The organism is Pseudomonas sp. LBUM1679, assembly GCF_059695565.1.
Map to the genome: position 1 here is coordinate 6,201,631 of NZ_CP166774.1, position 15,457 is coordinate 6,217,087.

Genomic DNA, 15,457 nt, shown 5'->3' on the forward strand with positions numbered 1-15,457 from the left:
TGTTAAGCCCCTGCCATGAAACCATCGCTAGTCTTGAGAATGGGCCAGCAGCTGACGATGACACCGCAGCTGCAACAGGCCATCCGCCTGCTCCAATTGTCGACCCTGGACCTGCAACAGGAAATCCAGGAGGCCCTGGAGTCCAATCCGATGCTCGAACGCCAGGAAGAAGGCGACGACTTCGATAACGCCGACCCCTTGGCCGACAAAGCCGAACAGCTCCCCAATGCCGACGTGTCGGAACCCTCCTACCAGGAAACCGCCCCGACGGTGGATAACCTCGAGGAAGGTGACTGGAACGAGCGCATTCCCAACGAACTGCCCGTCGATACCGCGTGGGAAGACGTTTACCAGACCAGCGCCAGCAGCCTGCCGAGCAACGATGACGACGAGTGGGACTTCACCACCCGTACGTCGGCCGGTGAAAGCCTGCAGAGCCATCTGCTCTGGCAACTGAACCTGGCACCGATGTCCGACACCGATCGCCTGATAGCCGTGACCCTGATCGACTGCATCAACAATCAGGGTTACCTGGACGAATCCCTCGACGAAATTCTCGAAGCCTTCGATCCGGAACTGGACATCGAACTCGACGAAATAGAAGCCGTCCTGCATCGCATCCAGCAATTCGAACCCGCCGGCATCGGCGCCCGCAACCTGGGCGAATGCCTGTTGCTGCAATTGCGCCAGTTGCCCGCCAAGACCCCTTGGCTGGCCGAGGCCAAGCGCCTGGTCAGCGATTACATCGACCTGCTTGGCAGCCGCGACTACAGCCAGTTGATGCGCCGCATGAAGCTCAAGGAAGATGAGCTGCGCCAGGTGATCGAACTGGTGCAGAGCCTCAACCCGCGTCCTGGCTCGCAGATCGAGTCCAGTGAAGCCGAATACGTCGTCCCCGATGTCATCGTGCGCAAGGACAACGAGCGCTGGCTGGTGGAGCTGAACCAGGAATCGGTGCCACGGCTGCGGGTCAACGCCCAATACGCCGGCTTCGTGCGCCGCGCCGACACCAGTGCCGACAACACCTTCATGCGCAATCAGCTGCAAGAGGCCCGCTGGTTCATCAAGAGCCTGCAGAGCCGCAACGAAACCCTGATGAAGGTGGCCACCCAGATCGTCGAGCATCAGCGCGGCTTCCTGGAATACGGCGACGAAGCCATGAAACCGCTGGTGCTGCATGACATCGCCGAAGCGGTCGGCATGCACGAGTCGACGATTTCCCGGGTGACCACGCAGAAATTCATGCACACCCCTCGGGGCATCTATGAATTGAAGTACTTTTTCTCCAGCCACGTCAGCACCTCCGAAGGCGGTGAATGCTCGTCCACGGCGATCCGCGCGATCATCAAAAAACTGGTTGCAGCGGAAAATCAGAAAAAGCCGTTGAGTGACAGCAAGATCGCTGGTTTACTGGAGGCACAAGGCATTCAGGTGGCTCGCCGCACCGTCGCCAAGTACCGCGAATCCCTCGGGATCGCGCCTTCGAGCGAACGCAAGCGGTTGATGTAGAGCCACGCCACAGCGTTCCAGTGGCAGGCATTTCTGCCTGCCGCTTTATGCACTGGCAACGAAGGAGAAGCTGTATGCAAGTCAACATCAGTGGACACCAACTGGAAGTGACCGAACCTCTTCGCACCTACATCGGCGAAAAACTCGAACGATTGGAGAGGCACTTCGACAAGATCACCAACGTGCAGGTCACGATGACGGTCGAAAAGCTGAAGCAGAAAATCGAAGCCACGCTGCATATTCCCGGCAATGAAGTCGTCGCCAACGCGGAACATACCGATATGTACGCGGCGATCGACGCATTGACCGACAAGCTGGATAAACAACTCAAAAAGCATAAGGAAAAGACCCAAAGCCTCCTCCAGGGCGCGACCGGTCGTTAACACTCCCAACCCATGATCCGACTTGAAAGCATCCTGACCCCCGGCCGTTCCCTCGTGAACGTGCCGGGCGGCAGTAAAAAGAAAGCCCTCGAACAAATTGCCAACCTAATCCATCGCGAAGTGCCGGATCTGGAGATGCAAGTTGTCTTCGAGGCGTTGATTGCCCGTGAAAAACTCGGTTCGACCGGTTTTGGCAACGGCATCGCCATTCCCCACTGTCGCCTCAAGGGCTGCACCTCACCCATCAGCGCCTTGATGCACCTCGACGCACCCATTGATTTCGACGCCATCGATGGCGCCCCGGTTGACTTGCTGTTCGTTCTGCTGGTCCCGGAAGCGGCTACCGATGCGCACCTGGAGCTGCTGCGTCAGATTGCCAGCATGCTCGATCGCAAGGAAGTACGCGAAAAGCTGCGCAGCGCCCCGAGCAATCAAGCCTTGTATCAGGTTGTCCTGGACGAGCAAAACGGTCCGTAATCATGCGCTTGATCATCGTCAGTGGCCGCTCCGGCTCAGGTAAAAGCACCGCGCTCGATGTTCTCGAGGACAACGGCTTCTACTGTATCGACAACTTGCCTGCCGGGCTCCTGCCGGAACTGGCCGAACGTGCGTTGATCCACACTGAACTCGCCCAGCCGCTGGTTGCCGTGTCCATCGACGCGCGTAACTTGCCGAGCCACCTTTCACGCTTCCCCGAGCTGCTGGAAGAAGTCCGCAGCCGGCATATCCAGTGCGATGTCCTGTACCTGGACGCCGACGAAGAAACCTTGCTCAAACGTTTTTCGGAGACCCGTCGGCGTCACCCGCTGAGCAACGCCAACCGTTCACTGGCGGAGGCGATCAGCGATGAAACCACCCTGCTCGGGCCGATTGCCGACCTCGCCGATCTCAAGGTCAACACCACCAACCTGAACCTGTATCAGCTGCGCGATACCATCAAGCTGCGCCTGCTGAATCAACCGGAGCCCGGTACGGCGTTCCTCGTGGAATCCTTCGGCTTCAAGCGTGGCATGCCGGTGGACGCCGACCTGGTGTTCGACGTGCGTTGCCTGCCGAACCCCTACTGGAAGCCGGAGTTGCGCGAACAGTCCGGGCTCGATAAGCCGGTCGCCGACTACCTGGCGGCACAGCCGGACGTCGAAGAAATGTTCCAGGACATTTCTACATACCTGCTCAAGTGGCTGCCGCGCTTTGCGGCCAGCAATCGCGCTTATGTCACCATCGCCATTGGCTGCACCGGCGGGCATCACCGCTCCGTCTACCTGACCGAACGCCTGGGTCAGGCCCTGCAAAAAACCCTGAAGAACGTCCAGGTCCGCCACCGCGACCTCAGCTAAAGGATTCACATCGCGATGCCTGCTCTGGAAATCGAAATCATCAACAAGCTGGGCCTGCATGCCCGTGCATCTGCAAAATTTGTCGGCGTGGCCGGTCAGTTCAAGGATTGCTCGATCAGGGTAGGACGCACCCCGGAGTCAACGGTCGATGGCAAAAGCATCATGGCGATGATGATGCTCGCGGCTGGCAAGGGCACCAGGATTTATTTGAGTACCGAAGGCGAGCAGGAACAGGAAGCGCTGGATGCGCTGGTGGCGTTGATCAATAACTACTTCGACGAAGGTGAGTAAACTCGCCCATGTAGGAGCGAGGCTTGCCCGCGAAGAACGATGACACGGCTCATCAGTTCCACTGCGTAACGGCATTCGCGGGCAAGCCTCGCTCCTACACAGGCCGTGTTACGCCAAAGCCGTATCCATCACCATCATCAAACAAAACCCGATCAACAACCCCAAGCTGGCCAGCTTGTCATGACCGTGTCGACGCGACTCGGGAATGACTTCATGGGTCACCACCAACAGCATCGCCCCCGCCGCCAGCGCCAACCCCAAAGGCAGCAGCATCTCGGCCAGGCTGACCAGCCAGGCGCATAACAGCGCGAAGACCGGCTCGACCAACCCTGACGCCGCGCCGATCAGGAATGCCTTGACCCGCGACATCCCTGCCCCGGCCAACACCAACGCAATCACCAGCCCTTCCGGCACATCCTGCAAGGCAATACCCATGGCCAGACTGTCGGCATCCGGCATCCCGCCACCGGCCGAGACGCCCACTGCCATGCCTTCCGGTATGTTGTGAGCAATGATGGCAAACACGAACAGCCAGATGCGCGGGGGAATCACCGGATGTTCAACGGTCCCCACGAGCATCTCCGGCGACGCACCGGACACCTTGCGATCCACCAGAAACAGCCCGAACGCACCGAGCATGATGCCGAAGCTGATCAAACCGCTGGCCGCCCAAGGTGTCAGCCCCAGGTTTTCTGCGGCCGAGATACCCGGAACGATCAGCGAAAACGCCGTCGCCGCGAGCATCACCCCGGCGCCGAAGCCCAGCAGCGTATCGCTGACCGCCTGGGGCATCTGCCGAATCACCAATACCGGCACCGCGCCCAACGCTGTGCCCAGAGCGCAGATCGCCCCGCCTTGCAGCGCGCGTAACAGTTTCGGCTCCAGGTCCAGCCATACCAGCCCTTGGGCACCCAACAAGGTCATGCCTGCCAGCAGTAACAGCGATCCCAGCGCGTAACGAAACATTCGTCCACTTCCGATCGCCAGTGTTTCAGTGCCCATAATCAGCCTTGGAAGATTTTTATAGAAGACTCAAGCCAGCGCCGCCTGATAGCGCGCGCAGACTTGTGGCCAATTGATCACGTTGCAGGGCAACATCCATGTCCAGCAAACGATGGCTGCGCGGGTACTCGCCGTGCTCGCTGATGAAATTCAGCAGCTCGACGTAGGTCTTGCTGCTCTGACGCCATGCCGCTTCACGCAAGGCCGGCGCCAGACGCGGGTCCTGCATGGTCTGCAATAACCGCTGATGGATGGCGCACAAATATTCGGCGCTCTCCTCCGGCTGATTCAGACGCAGATGCAGGTCTGCCAGGTTGTGGTGGGAAATCACGCAGGCCGCCACCGCTTCATCGGCATCCGCCCAGCGCTCGAACAACACCTGGGCCAGGGCCAATGCCTGCAAATACGCCTCGCGGGCATCGACCAGCTCGCCCAGCATGAAACAGCGATTAGCTCTTTCGATCGTGCGTTTCCAGTGCTCCATGGTGAGGCTCCAAAGCGCTAACGGTGATTACACGCCGCCTGCGGTGAGTTTTTCCGGGTCGAGCAACACCTCAAGCTGGTTGCGTGTGAGGTCGGTGTGTTCCAGGGCGACATCGATCACCGGACGCCCCTGCTGATAGGCCTTCTTGGCGATTTCAGCGGCTTTTTGGTAACCAATGATCGGGTTGAGTGCAGTGACCAGAATCGGGTTGCGCGACAGCGCTTCCTTGATCCGGGCTTCGTTGACCTTGAAGCTGGCGATGGCCTTGTCACCCAGCAGACGGCTGGCGTTGGCCAACAACTCGATGCTGCTCAACAGGTTCTGGGCGATGATCGGCAACATCACGTTCAGCTCGAAATTGCCCGACTGGCCGGCGATGGTGATGACTGTGTCGTTGCCGATCACTTGAGCCGCGACCATCGCTGTGGCTTCCGGGATCACCGGATTGACCTTGCCCGGCATGATCGAAGAACCCGGCTGCAAGGCTTCGAGCTCGATTTCACCGAGACCGGCCAGAGGGCCGGAGTTCATCCAGCGCAGGTCATTGGCGATTTTCATCAACGAGACCGCCGTGGCTTTAAGCTGCCCGGATACTGCAACCGCGGTGTCCTGGGAGCCGATCAGCGCAAACAGGTCCTTGCCCGGCGTGAACTGCACCTGGGTCAACTTGCGCAATTGCTGACTGAAACGCGCCGCAAACTCTGGATGTGCATTGATCCCGGTGCCCACCGCCGTGCCGCCTTGAGCCAGGGCTTGCAGGCTCGGCAGCAGGTCCTGCAGATGGCCAATGTTCGCCTTGAGTTGCTGCGCCCAACCGTTGAGCACCTGGCTCATGCGCACGGGCATGGCGTCCATCAGGTGCGTGCGCCCGGTCTTGACGTGGTGATGAACGGCCTCGGCCTTGCGCTCGATCACTTGCACCAGATGCAGCAGCGCGGGGAGCAATTGCTCATGCAACGCCAGCGCAGCGCTGACATGGAGGGTGGTCGGGATAATGTCGTTGCTGCTCTGGCCGCAGTTGACGTGATCGTTAGGGTTCACCGGCTCGCCGAGCAGACGGCTGGCCAGGGTGGCGATCACTTCGTTGGCGTTCATGTTGGAACTGGTGCCAGAGCCGGTCTGGAAGATGTCCACCGGGAAGTGCTGCATGAAGTCGCCCTCGAGCAGGCCCAGAGCCGCATCGACAATGGCTTTACCCTGGGACTCGCTGATTTGCTTGAGCTCGACGTTGGCACGGGCGGCGGCGGCCTTGGCCAGGATCAACGCGCGGATGAATTGCATGGGCATCGGTTTGCCGCTGATCGGGAAGTTGTCCACCGCGCGTTGGGTCTGTGCGCCGTAGAGCGCGTCTACCGGGACCTGAAGTTCGCCCATGCTGTCGCGCTCAATACGTGTCTTGGTCATCTGAAAATCCTTGCACCAGTTCTATGAGAGGAATCGAGGGTTGCAACTCGCAGGTCGCCAGTTGCCAGGTGTAGCTTTGCCAGCGCTTGAGGCGGCATTTGCACAGAGAGAGGCGCTCCAGCTCCCGCAGCGGACGCCAGGCCTGATCCAGGCAACAGGTCCGCCAGTGCCACGGCAGCGCGACGTCGGCGGCGGTGTCGAGCAGTAAACGCAAGGAGGTTTCGGCGATGGTCCAGGGTGAGGTCGCCGTGCAACACGCCAGGTACCGGCCTTCGGCCAGGTAGTGATCGATCAGGCGTGGCTCGTCGGGATCCATCGCGCAACGGATCTGGCGACTCATCCAGCGCCAGCTTTCGAGGTAAGGCTGCTCGTGCAAGGCAGAACTCATGATCCGGGCTCATTCGGTAATGAGATTTATTATTAGATGATAATGAGAAGCAAAACAACCCCGGCGATGTACTCAGTCCATTGTGGGAGCGGGCTTGCCCGCGATGAGTCCGGTACATCCAACATATTTGTCGCCTGATACACCGCCATCGCGGGCAAGCCCGCTCCCACAGGGTTCGCGTGAACCCAATAAAAAAAGGCGCGCCACCTGATGGGTGGTGCGCCTTTTCTGTGTAGCGGCCGGGATCAGCTACCCGCCACCATCATCTTCTCGATCAACACCGAACCGGTGCGAATGTTGCTGCGCAGTTCCAGATCATTCCCCACCGCAACGATCTGCTTGAACATGTCGCGCATGTTGCCGGCGATGGTCACTTCCTGGACCGCAAACTGGATTTCGCCGTTTTCGACCCAGTAACCGGCCGCTCCACGGGAGTAATCGCCGGTGACCATGTTCAGGCCCTGGCCCATCAGTTCGGTCACCAGCAGGCCACGCCCCATGCGCCGCAGCAGGGCAGCCTGGTCTTCGTCGCCATGGGTGACGAACAGGTTGTGCACGCCACCGGCGTTGGCGGTGCTCGGCATGCCGAGTTTGCGACCGGAATAGGTGCCAAGGATGTAGGACACCAGCTCGCCTTTTTCGACGAATGGCTTGGCGTAGGTCGCCAGGCCATCACCATCGAACGCCGCGCTGCCCAGTGCGCGCATCAAGTGCGGACGCTCATCGATGGTCAGCCATTCCGGGAACAGTTTCTGCCCCAGCGTGCCCTCGAGGAAGGACGATTTGCGGTACAGGCTGCCGCCGGAAATCGCCGAGAGGAAACTGCCGAACAAACCACCGGCCAGTTCCGCGGAAAACAGCACCGGCACTTCGCAGGTCGGCACCGGACGCGCGCCGAGACGGCTCGCCGCCCGTTGCGCGGCATGCTGGCCGATGCTCACCGGGTCGGCCAGCAGGCTGCCCTGACGGCTCACGTCGTACCAGTAATCGCGCTGCATCTGGCCGTCGGCCTCGGCGATCATGACGCAGCTCAGGCTATGCCGGGTCGAGGCGTAACCGCCGACAAAACCGTGGCTGTTGCCGTACACGCGGCAACCCTGGTGGGTACTGAGGCTGGTGCCATCGGCGTTCTTGATCCGGCTGTCGGCGGCAAACGCCGCCGCTTCACAGGTCAAGGCCATCTCGATGGCTTGTTCCGGAGTGATGTCCCACTGATGGAACAGGTCGAAATCCTGCAGATCCTTGGCCATCAGCGCGGCATCGGCCAGGCCTGCGGCTTCGTCTTCCGAGGTGTGCCTGGCGATGGCCAACGCGGCGGCAACGGTCTCGCGAATCGCCTCGGGGCCACTGGCCGAGGTACTCGCCGAACCTTTGCGCTGGCCGACATACAAGGTGATGCCAAAACCCTGGTCGCGGTTGAATTCGACGGTCTCGACTTCACGCTGGCGCACGGTCGTGGACAGCCCCTGCTCCAGGGACACCGCCACTTCACAGGCACTGGCGCCCTGGCGCTTGGCTTCAGCGATGATCTGCTCGACTTGTTCTTGCAGTGCCGGCAACGCTTGCGGGCCGACGCTTTCAACTGCACTCATGCTGTTCTCCACTCAAATTCTGCTTTCGGTAAGGCCTTCGAGCGACCGGGCCGGACAAGCGGCCCCCGACTGGTTATCATGGCGGCGTTTCTTTGCGGACGGCCACCATGGTTGATTCTTACGACGACTCCCTCGATACGGGAGAAAAAAGCAAATCCCAGGTCAAACGCGAGCTGCATGCTCTGGTTGGCCTCGGCGAGCGCCTTACAACGCTCAAGCCTGACTTGCTGGCAAAACTGCCGTTGACCGACGCCATGCGCCGGGCCCTGGCCGATGCGCCCAAGCACACCGCGAATATCGCGCGTAAACGGCACCTCATGTTCATCGGCAAACTGATGCGCGATCAGGACACTGACGCCATTCTGACTCTGCTCGATCAACTCGATGCCTCCACTCGGCAGTACAACGAACGATTCCATGGCCTGGAACGCTGGCGCGATCGCTTGATCGCAGGCGACGACGGCGTCCTGGAGAAGTTCGTCCTCGACTACCCGGAGGCTGATCGTCAGCAATTGCGCTCCCTGATCCGTCAGGCCCAGCACGAACTGGCGACCAACAAGCCACCGGCATCGAGCCGTAAAATCTTCAAGTACATCCGTGAGCTGGACGAGACTCAACGCGGCCTGCGCTGAGTAACGCCCAACCACATCCCCCGTAGGAGCTGCCGCAGGCTGCGATCTCTTGACTTTCGGTTTTGCAAAATCAAAATCAAAAGCAAGATCAAAAGATCGCAGCCTTCGGCAGCTCCTACGTGGGAGATGCATGTTTCTTACGATCCTGTGCCACCCACAGTGATCGCATCGATTTTCAGCGTTGGCTGGCCGACACCCACCGGCACCGACTGCCCATCCTTGCCACACGTCCCCACGCCGCTGTCCAGCGCCAGGTCGTTACCGACCATCGACACTTTGCTCATGGCTTCCGGGCCGTTGCCGATCAACGTCGCGCCTTTGACCGGGGCGGTAATCTTGCCGTCTTCGATCAGGTACGCCTCGCTGGTGGAGAACACGAATTTGCCGCTGGTGATGTCCACCTGACCGCCGCCGAGGTTGGCGCAGTAGATGCCGCGCTTCACCGAGGCGATGATTTCCGCCGGATCGCTTTCGCCCGCCAGCATGTAGGTGTTGGTCATGCGTGGCATCGGCAGGTGCGCGTAGGATTCACGGCGACCGTTACCGGTGCGGGCCACGCCCATCAGGCGGGCGTTGAGCTTGTCCTGCATGTAGCCTTTGAGTACGCCGTTTTCGATCAGCGTGGTGCACTCGGTCGGGGTGCCTTCATCGTCGACGCTGAGCGAGCCACGACGACCGGCCAGCGTGCCGTCATCGACGATGGTGCAGAGTTTGGACGCAACCATCTCACCCATGCGCCCGCTGTAGGCGGAGCTGCCCTTGCGGTTGAAATCGCCTTCCAGGCCGTGACCCACCGCTTCGTGCAGCAATACGCCGGACCAACCCGAGCCCAGCACCACCGGCAAGGTACCGGCCGGCGCGGGAATGGCTTCAAGGTTGACCAGCGCCTGGCGCAGCGCCTCACGGGCGTAGCCCATGGCGCGGTCTTCAGCGAGGAAATAGCGGTAGTCGGTACGTCCGCCACCGCCATGACCACCACGCTCGCGGCGACCGTTCTGCTCGACGATCACGCTGACATTGAAACGCACCAGCGGCCGCACATCCGCTGCCAGGCCGCCGTCGGTGGACGCCACCAGAATGCGTTCCCAGACGCCGGCCATGCTGACGGTCACTTGCTGGATGCGCGGATCGAGGGCGCGGGTCGCGACGTCGATGCGCTTGAGCAACTCGACTTTCTCGGCGCGGCTCATCACTTCCAGCGGGTTATCCGGCCCGTACAACTGGGCAACGTCCTGGGTGGTGAACGCCTGCACCGTGCCGTTCTGCCCGGCGCGGGAGATCGAACGTGCGGCGCGTGCCGCCGCCCCCAAGGCTTCCAGGGTGATTGCATTACTGTAGGCAAATCCGGTTTTTTCACCCGATTGCGCCCGCACGCCGACACCCTGATCGAGGTTGAAACTGCCTTCCTTGACGATGCCGTCTTCCAGCGCCCAGGACTCGGAAATCTGCCCCTGGAAATACAGGTCGGCCGCATCGATGCCCGGACCGGCCAGGTCGCCGAGCACGCCTTGCAGGCTCTCGATCGTTACGCCACCGGGCGCCAGGAGGTGTTCACTGACTGAGGACAACAACTCGCTCATATGTTTTACGCCTTAAATTCGTCGTTCCGGGCAGGTCGCTGTGCGCCCTGCGAGAAAAAGCGCCGGTGACTGGACACCGGCATCCGCGTCCTGATGGACGCCTGTTCGCTGCTATCCCGTTCGGCCAGCAGCACCGCCTCGCCTTGATCCTTTTGTGCCAGCACCCGCCCCCAAGGGTCGATGATTGCGGCATGCCCCCAGGTTTCCCGTGGCCCCGGATGGGTCCCACCCTGGGCGGCCGCGAGCACATAACATTGAGTCTCGATGGCTCGTGCGCGAATCAGCACGTCCCAATGGGCCGCGCCGGTCACCGCGGTAAAGGCCGACGGCGCGGTAATCAACTCCGCGCCGGCGGCACGCAATTCACTGTACAGCTCTGGAAATCGCAAGTCGTAACACACCGTCAGGCCGACTCGACCGACGGGCGTGTCCGCCACCACCACACCACTGCCATAAGCATAGTCATCGGATTCGCGATAACGCCCGCGATTGTCCGCCACGTCCACGTCGAACAAATGCAGCTTGTCGTAGCGCGCCACCGTTTCGCCCCGGTCGTTCACCAGCAACGAGCAGGCATGCACTTTCGCCGACGGTTGATCCACCGGCGGCAGCGGCAATGTGCCGGCCACTATCCATAAGTTGAGGTCGCGTGCGGTCTGTTTCAACCATGGCAGGATCGGCCCTTCGCCCGCTGCCTCGGCGCGGCCGATGTCGGCAACGTCGCGACGCCCCATGGCGGCGAAGTTTTCCGGCAGCACGGCCAGCTTTGCACCGCCGGTCGCCGCCTGTTCGAGCAGACGCCGAGCCTGAGCCAGGTTGGCCAGCACATCGCTTTGGCTGACCATTTGAATCACCGCGACTGACATGGTTTTTTCCTAATCTGGTGTTAACGCATACCTGTAGGAGCCGGCTTGCCGGCGAAGGCGTCTTCATGGGCGGTGCAAGGCTCGAGGCCGCCTTCGCCGGCAAGCCGGCTCCTACAGGGGTGGCGCCGCTTCGGCCATGCTACTCCATCGGGCCAGGGACGTGATTTCAAAAAGGCTTGTCGAAGGTGATTTTCGGATCTTTCCACGGCCCTTTGACGCTGTACTGCACGCTGGCAAAACGCGCCACGCGATCACCGATCAGCTTGTCGATCAGGAACAGCGCCCCGCCAATGGCCGGTGCGCCGACGATCAGTGCGGCGATCGGCAGGTTGTTGGTCACCGGCAAGGTCACCAGCAACTTGGCATCCACCCTGTCCCCTACCAGGTCCAGGGTGCCATTGAGTTCAAGATTGCTCGACGGCCCGGTCAACCGGATGGGTTCACGGGTGACGTACACGCCGTTGGTCGCCACCAGCAGGCCTTTGACCCGGTCGTAACTCAGGCCTTTGCCAAACAGGTCGGAGAAGTCCAGGCGCAGGCGGCGGCCGATGGAGTTGAAATTCAGCAACCCAAACACTCGCAATGCCTGGGCGCTGCCCTCGACTTCGACAAACTGGCCTTTATTCAACGAGGCGTCGAGGGTTCCGGAGAAGCGCTTGGTGGCCAACCAGGCTGGCGAACCCGGCCAGCGACCGTCGGCGTCCATGTGAAACTCTTCACTGGTGACGCTTGGCGCAAAGCCCCAGCCTTTCAACACATCGGCGAGGTTTTTGCCGCTGACCCGGCCCTTGAACCAACTGCTGCTGGAACCGGGCAGGCCTTCCCAGCCACCGCTACCTTGCAGGAGGATGCCCTTGAGGCCCAGGTCCAGGGTATTGAGCGCGATGCCCTTGGCGGTCGGACGCACTTTCAGCGACCAGCCGCCCACCAGATCCTGCCCCTGGAACAGTTGATTGATGGTGATATCCAGCGCCGGGATTTTCGTCGGGTCTACCGCGGCCAGCGGATCGGGCGATTTTTCGTCCGCCAGCACCGTCGGATCCGGTGCCGGCAACCGCACGTATTGCAGATTGATCGCAATCGGCGCGGCTTTGGCATCGGGGATGCTGGCGTGGCCCTTGACCTGTTGACTGTCGAGTTGCAGGGCCCACGCGCCCGGTTTGCGGTTCAACTGAACGGACGCCTGATCGAGGGTGGTACCGACACCGCTGAGTTTGCCGACCTTGAAATCCACACTGCTGAGCAACTGTTTGGCGTTACCGCCCGGGTCCTGGCCGGCGTATTTGTCCAGCAGGGCCTTCCACGGGCCGACATCCAGTTCCGCCAGCGCGCCACGCACCCGCAGGCCTTTGGCACCGGGCAGTACGGCATTGCCGCCACCGACGATCAACTCACCGCGACCGTCGGCAAAATTGCCGGGCGGCGCTGCGAAGGTGAAGTTGGCCAGCTCGCCATGGTTGACCCAGTAGCGCCGCTCCGGACCTTGCAGGGTCATGCGGAAGGTGGTGTCGCGACCCGCATCGGCCGCCAGGCCGAACGGCGCGGGCAAATCGAGCGCCACGCCCTTGAGACTGGAGCTGACCATCAATTGACTGCTGGCACCCTCAAGATTCAATTGCAGCTGATAGGGAATCAGGCCGGACACTGGCAACGGCTGGGTGACGCTCAACCAGTCCGTGAGTTTCTTGACCTCGACCTGACCCGAGGCGGCAACGCGGGTCTTGAGGTTGCCCGGGCTGCCATCGGCGAAAATCTGTGCGCTGACCGGTTTGTCGAAGGCGCGAGCGCTGATGTTCTGCCCGCTCAAGCCCTTGGCGCTGTCGAAACGGAAATCGCCCTTGAGCTGGGTCAGCTCCAGGCTCGGCTCGGCCAGTTTCAGGCGGGCCTTGGCCGTCTTGAAATCGACGAGGATCTTTGGCTGCTCGCCTTTGGCCAAGGGGATATCCAGTTTCAGCTTGCCCTGCAGATCACCCTCGCCTTCCCACCCGGCAAAGGTCTGGGCGGTGCCGATCGGTGCTTGCTGCAGAATCTTCAGGCCATCGCCCAAGCCGCCGGCGAACGCACCGTCGAGCAACAGGTGGCTGGTTTTGCCGCTCGCTACGTGGGGGATATTGACGTAGATGTCGCGGACCTGGGTGTCGAGCAACTGGCCCTTGCTGGCCAGGATGCGCACACCGCTGTCTTCGACGAACACGTCACCCGTGACCTTGCTGACATGTGGCCAGCCCGGCTGGAAGGCCAGCTCGGCATCGTGCACCTTGAAGAACAGGCTGATGCTGCGATCCGCGTCCGCCGCGCCTTTGTTCAGCGAGCCCTGATACTGGAAGAAACCCTGGTCCACCGCGCCTTTGATAATCGCCGTACGCAGCCATTCGTCCAGCGCCGGGCTGAGCACTTTCGGCAAGTACTTGGCGGTGTACTTGCCATCGCCGTCCACCAGGCCGACCCGCAGGTCCATGTAGTCTTCCTGGGTATGATCGAAATGCAGGCGGATCAGGAAATCACCGGCAATCTTGCCCTCCTCGCCCAGCACCTTCAGGTAAGGCGCAATCAGGGTGAAGCCTTCTTTGTCGAGCTTCCAGTTCAAGGTGGCGTTGGCCTGGATGTATTGCCAGGGCTTGGCGAAGATCGGGTCCAGGTGCAGGGAAAAATCCTTGCTGTCCATGCGCAACTCACCGCGGCCGAGGTCACCGCTGATGCTGCCGCTGACATTACGCGCCGCCGGAGCGCCGTGATAGGCGTCGAAGCCGACCCGGTCGAGGTTGGCGGCAAAGCTGAACTTGCTGTCGTCGGTGGCGTTGGGTCGGAAATCGATCAGCACATTGCGCAAGCCACCGGTCACCTTCAGCCGCTCCACCGCCGTGGAAACACCCTGGGGCAGTGGCCCCAACGCGTTAAGCAGGGGGGTGAGCGCGGTAAGGTCGAGGCGGTCGGCCTGTAGGTGCCAGAGCTCTTCAGTCTTGTCGGTGGCCACGCTCTGCCGCAGTTGCAGATGCGATTCCCAGCGAGTCTCGCCAAGGTTCATGGCCAGGGAATCCAGGCTCGCGAGGACGCCTTCGGCGCGGCGCTGGAAATAACCGTTGAGCGCCAGATTGTTGATCTGGATCGGCTTGCGGTCGGCGTAGGCGCCCTTGAGTTGCGGCGCATTCAAACGGATCGCGGCGCTTTGCAGGGCGCCCTTGTTCCAGTTCAGCCAAAGCTCGCCGCCCGCCTTGATCTCGGAGAAATTCCACTGTTGGGTCAGGCGCTCCGGCAGCCATTTCGACCAGTCGCTTTGCGGCAGACTCAGGTAGGCATCCGCCTCGCCGTCCTTCCACTCACTGGCGCGAATACGCGTACGCAGACTCATGGCCACCGGTTGGCCGTCGGGCAGGGTCAGGCGGGCGTCGAGTCGCTGGCGGGAGGCACCGGTTGTCAGACTCAAGCCAACGTAAGTCAGGGTCAGCGGTGGCTGATCCAGTGGCTGCAAGGTGATCTGGCTGTCGAGCACTGACAGCTGTTGGACCATTTGCAGGCGATTGAGCAGCTGCTGCGGATCAAGCGGCTGATCCTGCTGCACCGGCAGACCTTCCAGCGCCCAATGACCGTCTTCGCCTTCCTTGAGGCTGATCTTCAGGCCATTGAGTTCCAGGTGAGCGATGCGCGCTTCCCGTGCCAGCAGGCTGGCCCAGAGATCCGGCACCGCGCGCACCTGATCCAGGCGCAGGGCATTGGCGCCCTCGCCGACCATCACATCGTGAGCGAGCAGAACCGGCGCGAAACCGCTCCAGTTGCCTTCCAGTTCGCCGATATGCAGCGGCATGCCCAAGGCCGCACCGGCCTTTGTTTCGACTTCGGCGCGGTATTCAGCCACCAGAGGTGTCAACTCCCGGCCGAGACTGACGTAAAGTGCCATCAGCACCAGCACCAACGCGCACAGGCCCAGACCCCAGCGGGTCAGTGCGGCCAATATGCGTGTCAGACGCTCCATGTCAGTTGGCTCCCGTGTT

General features: G+C 61.4%; 14 protein-coding genes. 6 read left to right on the forward strand and 8 right to left on the reverse strand.

Annotated elements, in window-relative coordinates; translation table 11 throughout:
• The first annotated feature begins 15 nt into the window (after positions 1-15).
• From ACA062_RS28315 to ACA062_RS28335, 5 genes are all read left to right on the forward strand, one after another.
• The gene (locus tag ACA062_RS28315; protein WP_497453979.1) at positions 16-1,509 is read left to right on the forward strand and encodes an RNA polymerase factor sigma-54; all 1,494 of its coding nucleotides are present in this window, start codon (positions 16-18) and stop codon (positions 1,507-1,509) included.
• Between the two features lie 74 nt (positions 1,510-1,583).
• Positions 1,584-1,892: a ribosome hibernation-promoting factor, HPF/YfiA family gene (hpf, locus tag ACA062_RS28320; RefSeq protein WP_007941242.1), complete on the forward strand. Its 309-nt coding sequence runs from the start codon at positions 1,584-1,586 to the stop codon at positions 1,890-1,892.
• A 12-nt stretch (positions 1,893-1,904) separates the two neighbouring features.
• Positions 1,905-2,369: a PTS IIA-like nitrogen regulatory protein PtsN gene (gene ptsN / locus ACA062_RS28325; RefSeq protein ID WP_497453980.1), complete on the forward strand. Its 465-nt coding sequence runs from the start codon at positions 1,905-1,907 to the stop codon at positions 2,367-2,369.
• A 2-nt stretch (positions 2,370-2,371) separates the two neighbouring features.
• A complete protein-coding gene (rapZ, locus tag ACA062_RS28330; protein WP_128873009.1) occupies positions 2,372-3,229 on the forward strand; it encodes an RNase adapter RapZ in 858 nt (285 codons plus the stop codon).
• A 15-nt stretch (positions 3,230-3,244) separates the two neighbouring features.
• The gene (locus ACA062_RS28335; RefSeq protein ID WP_497453981.1) at positions 3,245-3,520 is read left to right on the forward strand and encodes an HPr family phosphocarrier protein; all 276 of its coding nucleotides are present in this window, start codon (positions 3,245-3,247) and stop codon (positions 3,518-3,520) included.
• 108 nt (positions 3,521-3,628) lie between these two features.
• Here the strand turns inward: ACA062_RS28335 and ACA062_RS28340 are convergent, their stop codons facing one another.
• The 5 genes from ACA062_RS28340 to pmbA form a co-directional block, all read right to left on the reverse strand.
• A complete protein-coding gene (locus tag ACA062_RS28340; protein ID WP_497453982.1) occupies positions 3,629-4,522 on the reverse strand; it encodes a ZIP family metal transporter in 894 nt (297 codons plus the stop codon).
• Positions 4,523-4,541: 19 nt separating this feature from the next.
• The gene (locus tag ACA062_RS28345; protein WP_497453983.1) at positions 4,542-5,006 is read right to left on the reverse strand and encodes a DUF2753 family protein; all 465 of its coding nucleotides are present in this window, start codon (positions 5,004-5,006) and stop codon (positions 4,542-4,544) included.
• Positions 5,007-5,033: 27 nt separating this feature from the next.
• On the reverse strand, positions 5,034-6,410 hold the full coding sequence (locus ACA062_RS28350) for a class II fumarate hydratase (protein WP_497453984.1): 1,377 nt from the start codon (positions 6,408-6,410) through the stop codon (positions 5,034-5,036).
• A complete protein-coding gene (locus ACA062_RS28355; protein ID WP_497453985.1) occupies positions 6,391-6,798 on the reverse strand; it encodes a FagA protein in 408 nt (135 codons plus the stop codon). Before ACA062_RS28355 ends, ACA062_RS28350 begins: the two co-directional genes overlap by 20 nt.
• Before the next feature lie 245 nt (positions 6,799-7,043).
• On the reverse strand, positions 7,044-8,390 hold the full coding sequence (gene pmbA, locus ACA062_RS28360; protein ID WP_497453986.1) for a metalloprotease PmbA: 1,347 nt from the start codon (positions 8,388-8,390) through the stop codon (positions 7,044-7,046).
• 107 nt (positions 8,391-8,497) lie between these two features.
• On the opposite strand from pmbA, the gene yjgA reads away from it, so the two are divergent.
• Entirely contained in the window at positions 8,498-9,022 is a 525-nt protein-coding gene (gene yjgA, locus ACA062_RS28365; protein WP_128873017.1) for a ribosome biogenesis factor YjgA, read from the forward strand.
• A gap of 137 nt (positions 9,023-9,159) precedes the next feature.
• On the opposite strand, the gene tldD is transcribed toward yjgA, so the two are convergent.
• From tldD to ACA062_RS28380, 3 genes are all read right to left on the reverse strand, one after another.
• Positions 9,160-10,602 (reverse strand): metalloprotease TldD, encoded by a 1,443-nt coding sequence (gene tldD / locus ACA062_RS28370; protein WP_497453987.1) that lies wholly within the window; start codon positions 10,600-10,602, stop codon positions 9,160-9,162.
• A gap of 5 nt (positions 10,603-10,607) precedes the next feature.
• Entirely contained in the window at positions 10,608-11,468 is an 861-nt protein-coding gene (locus ACA062_RS28375) for a carbon-nitrogen hydrolase family protein (RefSeq protein WP_497453988.1), read from the reverse strand.
• A 166-nt stretch (positions 11,469-11,634) separates the two neighbouring features.
• The gene (locus ACA062_RS28380; protein WP_497453989.1) at positions 11,635-15,438 is read right to left on the reverse strand and encodes a YhdP family protein; all 3,804 of its coding nucleotides are present in this window, start codon (positions 15,436-15,438) and stop codon (positions 11,635-11,637) included.
• Positions 15,439-15,457: the final 19 nt, after the last annotated feature.

Coding starts and splice junctions, on each gene's coding strand:
- ACA062_RS28315 (WP_497453979.1), top strand. CDS start 16: ATGAAACCATCGCTAGTCTTGAGAATGGGCCAGCAGCTGACGATGACA.
- hpf (WP_007941242.1), top strand. CDS start 1,584: ATGCAAGTCAACATCAGTGGACACCAACTGGAAGTGACCGAACCTCTT.
- ptsN (WP_497453980.1), top strand. CDS start 1,905: ATGATCCGACTTGAAAGCATCCTGACCCCCGGCCGTTCCCTCGTGAAC.
- rapZ (WP_128873009.1), top strand. CDS start 2,372: ATGCGCTTGATCATCGTCAGTGGCCGCTCCGGCTCAGGTAAAAGCACC.
- ACA062_RS28335 (WP_497453981.1), top strand. CDS start 3,245: ATGCCTGCTCTGGAAATCGAAATCATCAACAAGCTGGGCCTGCATGCC.
- ACA062_RS28340 (WP_497453982.1), bottom strand. CDS start 4,522: ATGGGCACTGAAACACTGGCGATCGGAAGTGGACGAATGTTTCGTTAC.
- ACA062_RS28345 (WP_497453983.1), bottom strand. CDS start 5,006: ATGGAGCACTGGAAACGCACGATCGAAAGAGCTAATCGCTGTTTCATG.
- ACA062_RS28350 (WP_497453984.1), bottom strand. CDS start 6,410: ATGACCAAGACACGTATTGAGCGCGACAGCATGGGCGAACTTCAGGTC.
- ACA062_RS28355 (WP_497453985.1), bottom strand. CDS start 6,798: ATGAGTTCTGCCTTGCACGAGCAGCCTTACCTCGAAAGCTGGCGCTGG.
- pmbA (WP_497453986.1), bottom strand. CDS start 8,390: ATGAGTGCAGTTGAAAGCGTCGGCCCGCAAGCGTTGCCGGCACTGCAA.
- yjgA (WP_128873017.1), top strand. CDS start 8,498: ATGGTTGATTCTTACGACGACTCCCTCGATACGGGAGAAAAAAGCAAA.
- tldD (WP_497453987.1), bottom strand. CDS start 10,602: ATGAGCGAGTTGTTGTCCTCAGTCAGTGAACACCTCCTGGCGCCCGGT.
- ACA062_RS28375 (WP_497453988.1), bottom strand. CDS start 11,468: ATGTCAGTCGCGGTGATTCAAATGGTCAGCCAAAGCGATGTGCTGGCC.
- ACA062_RS28380 (WP_497453989.1), bottom strand. CDS start 15,438: ATGGAGCGTCTGACACGCATATTGGCCGCACTGACCCGCTGGGGTCTG.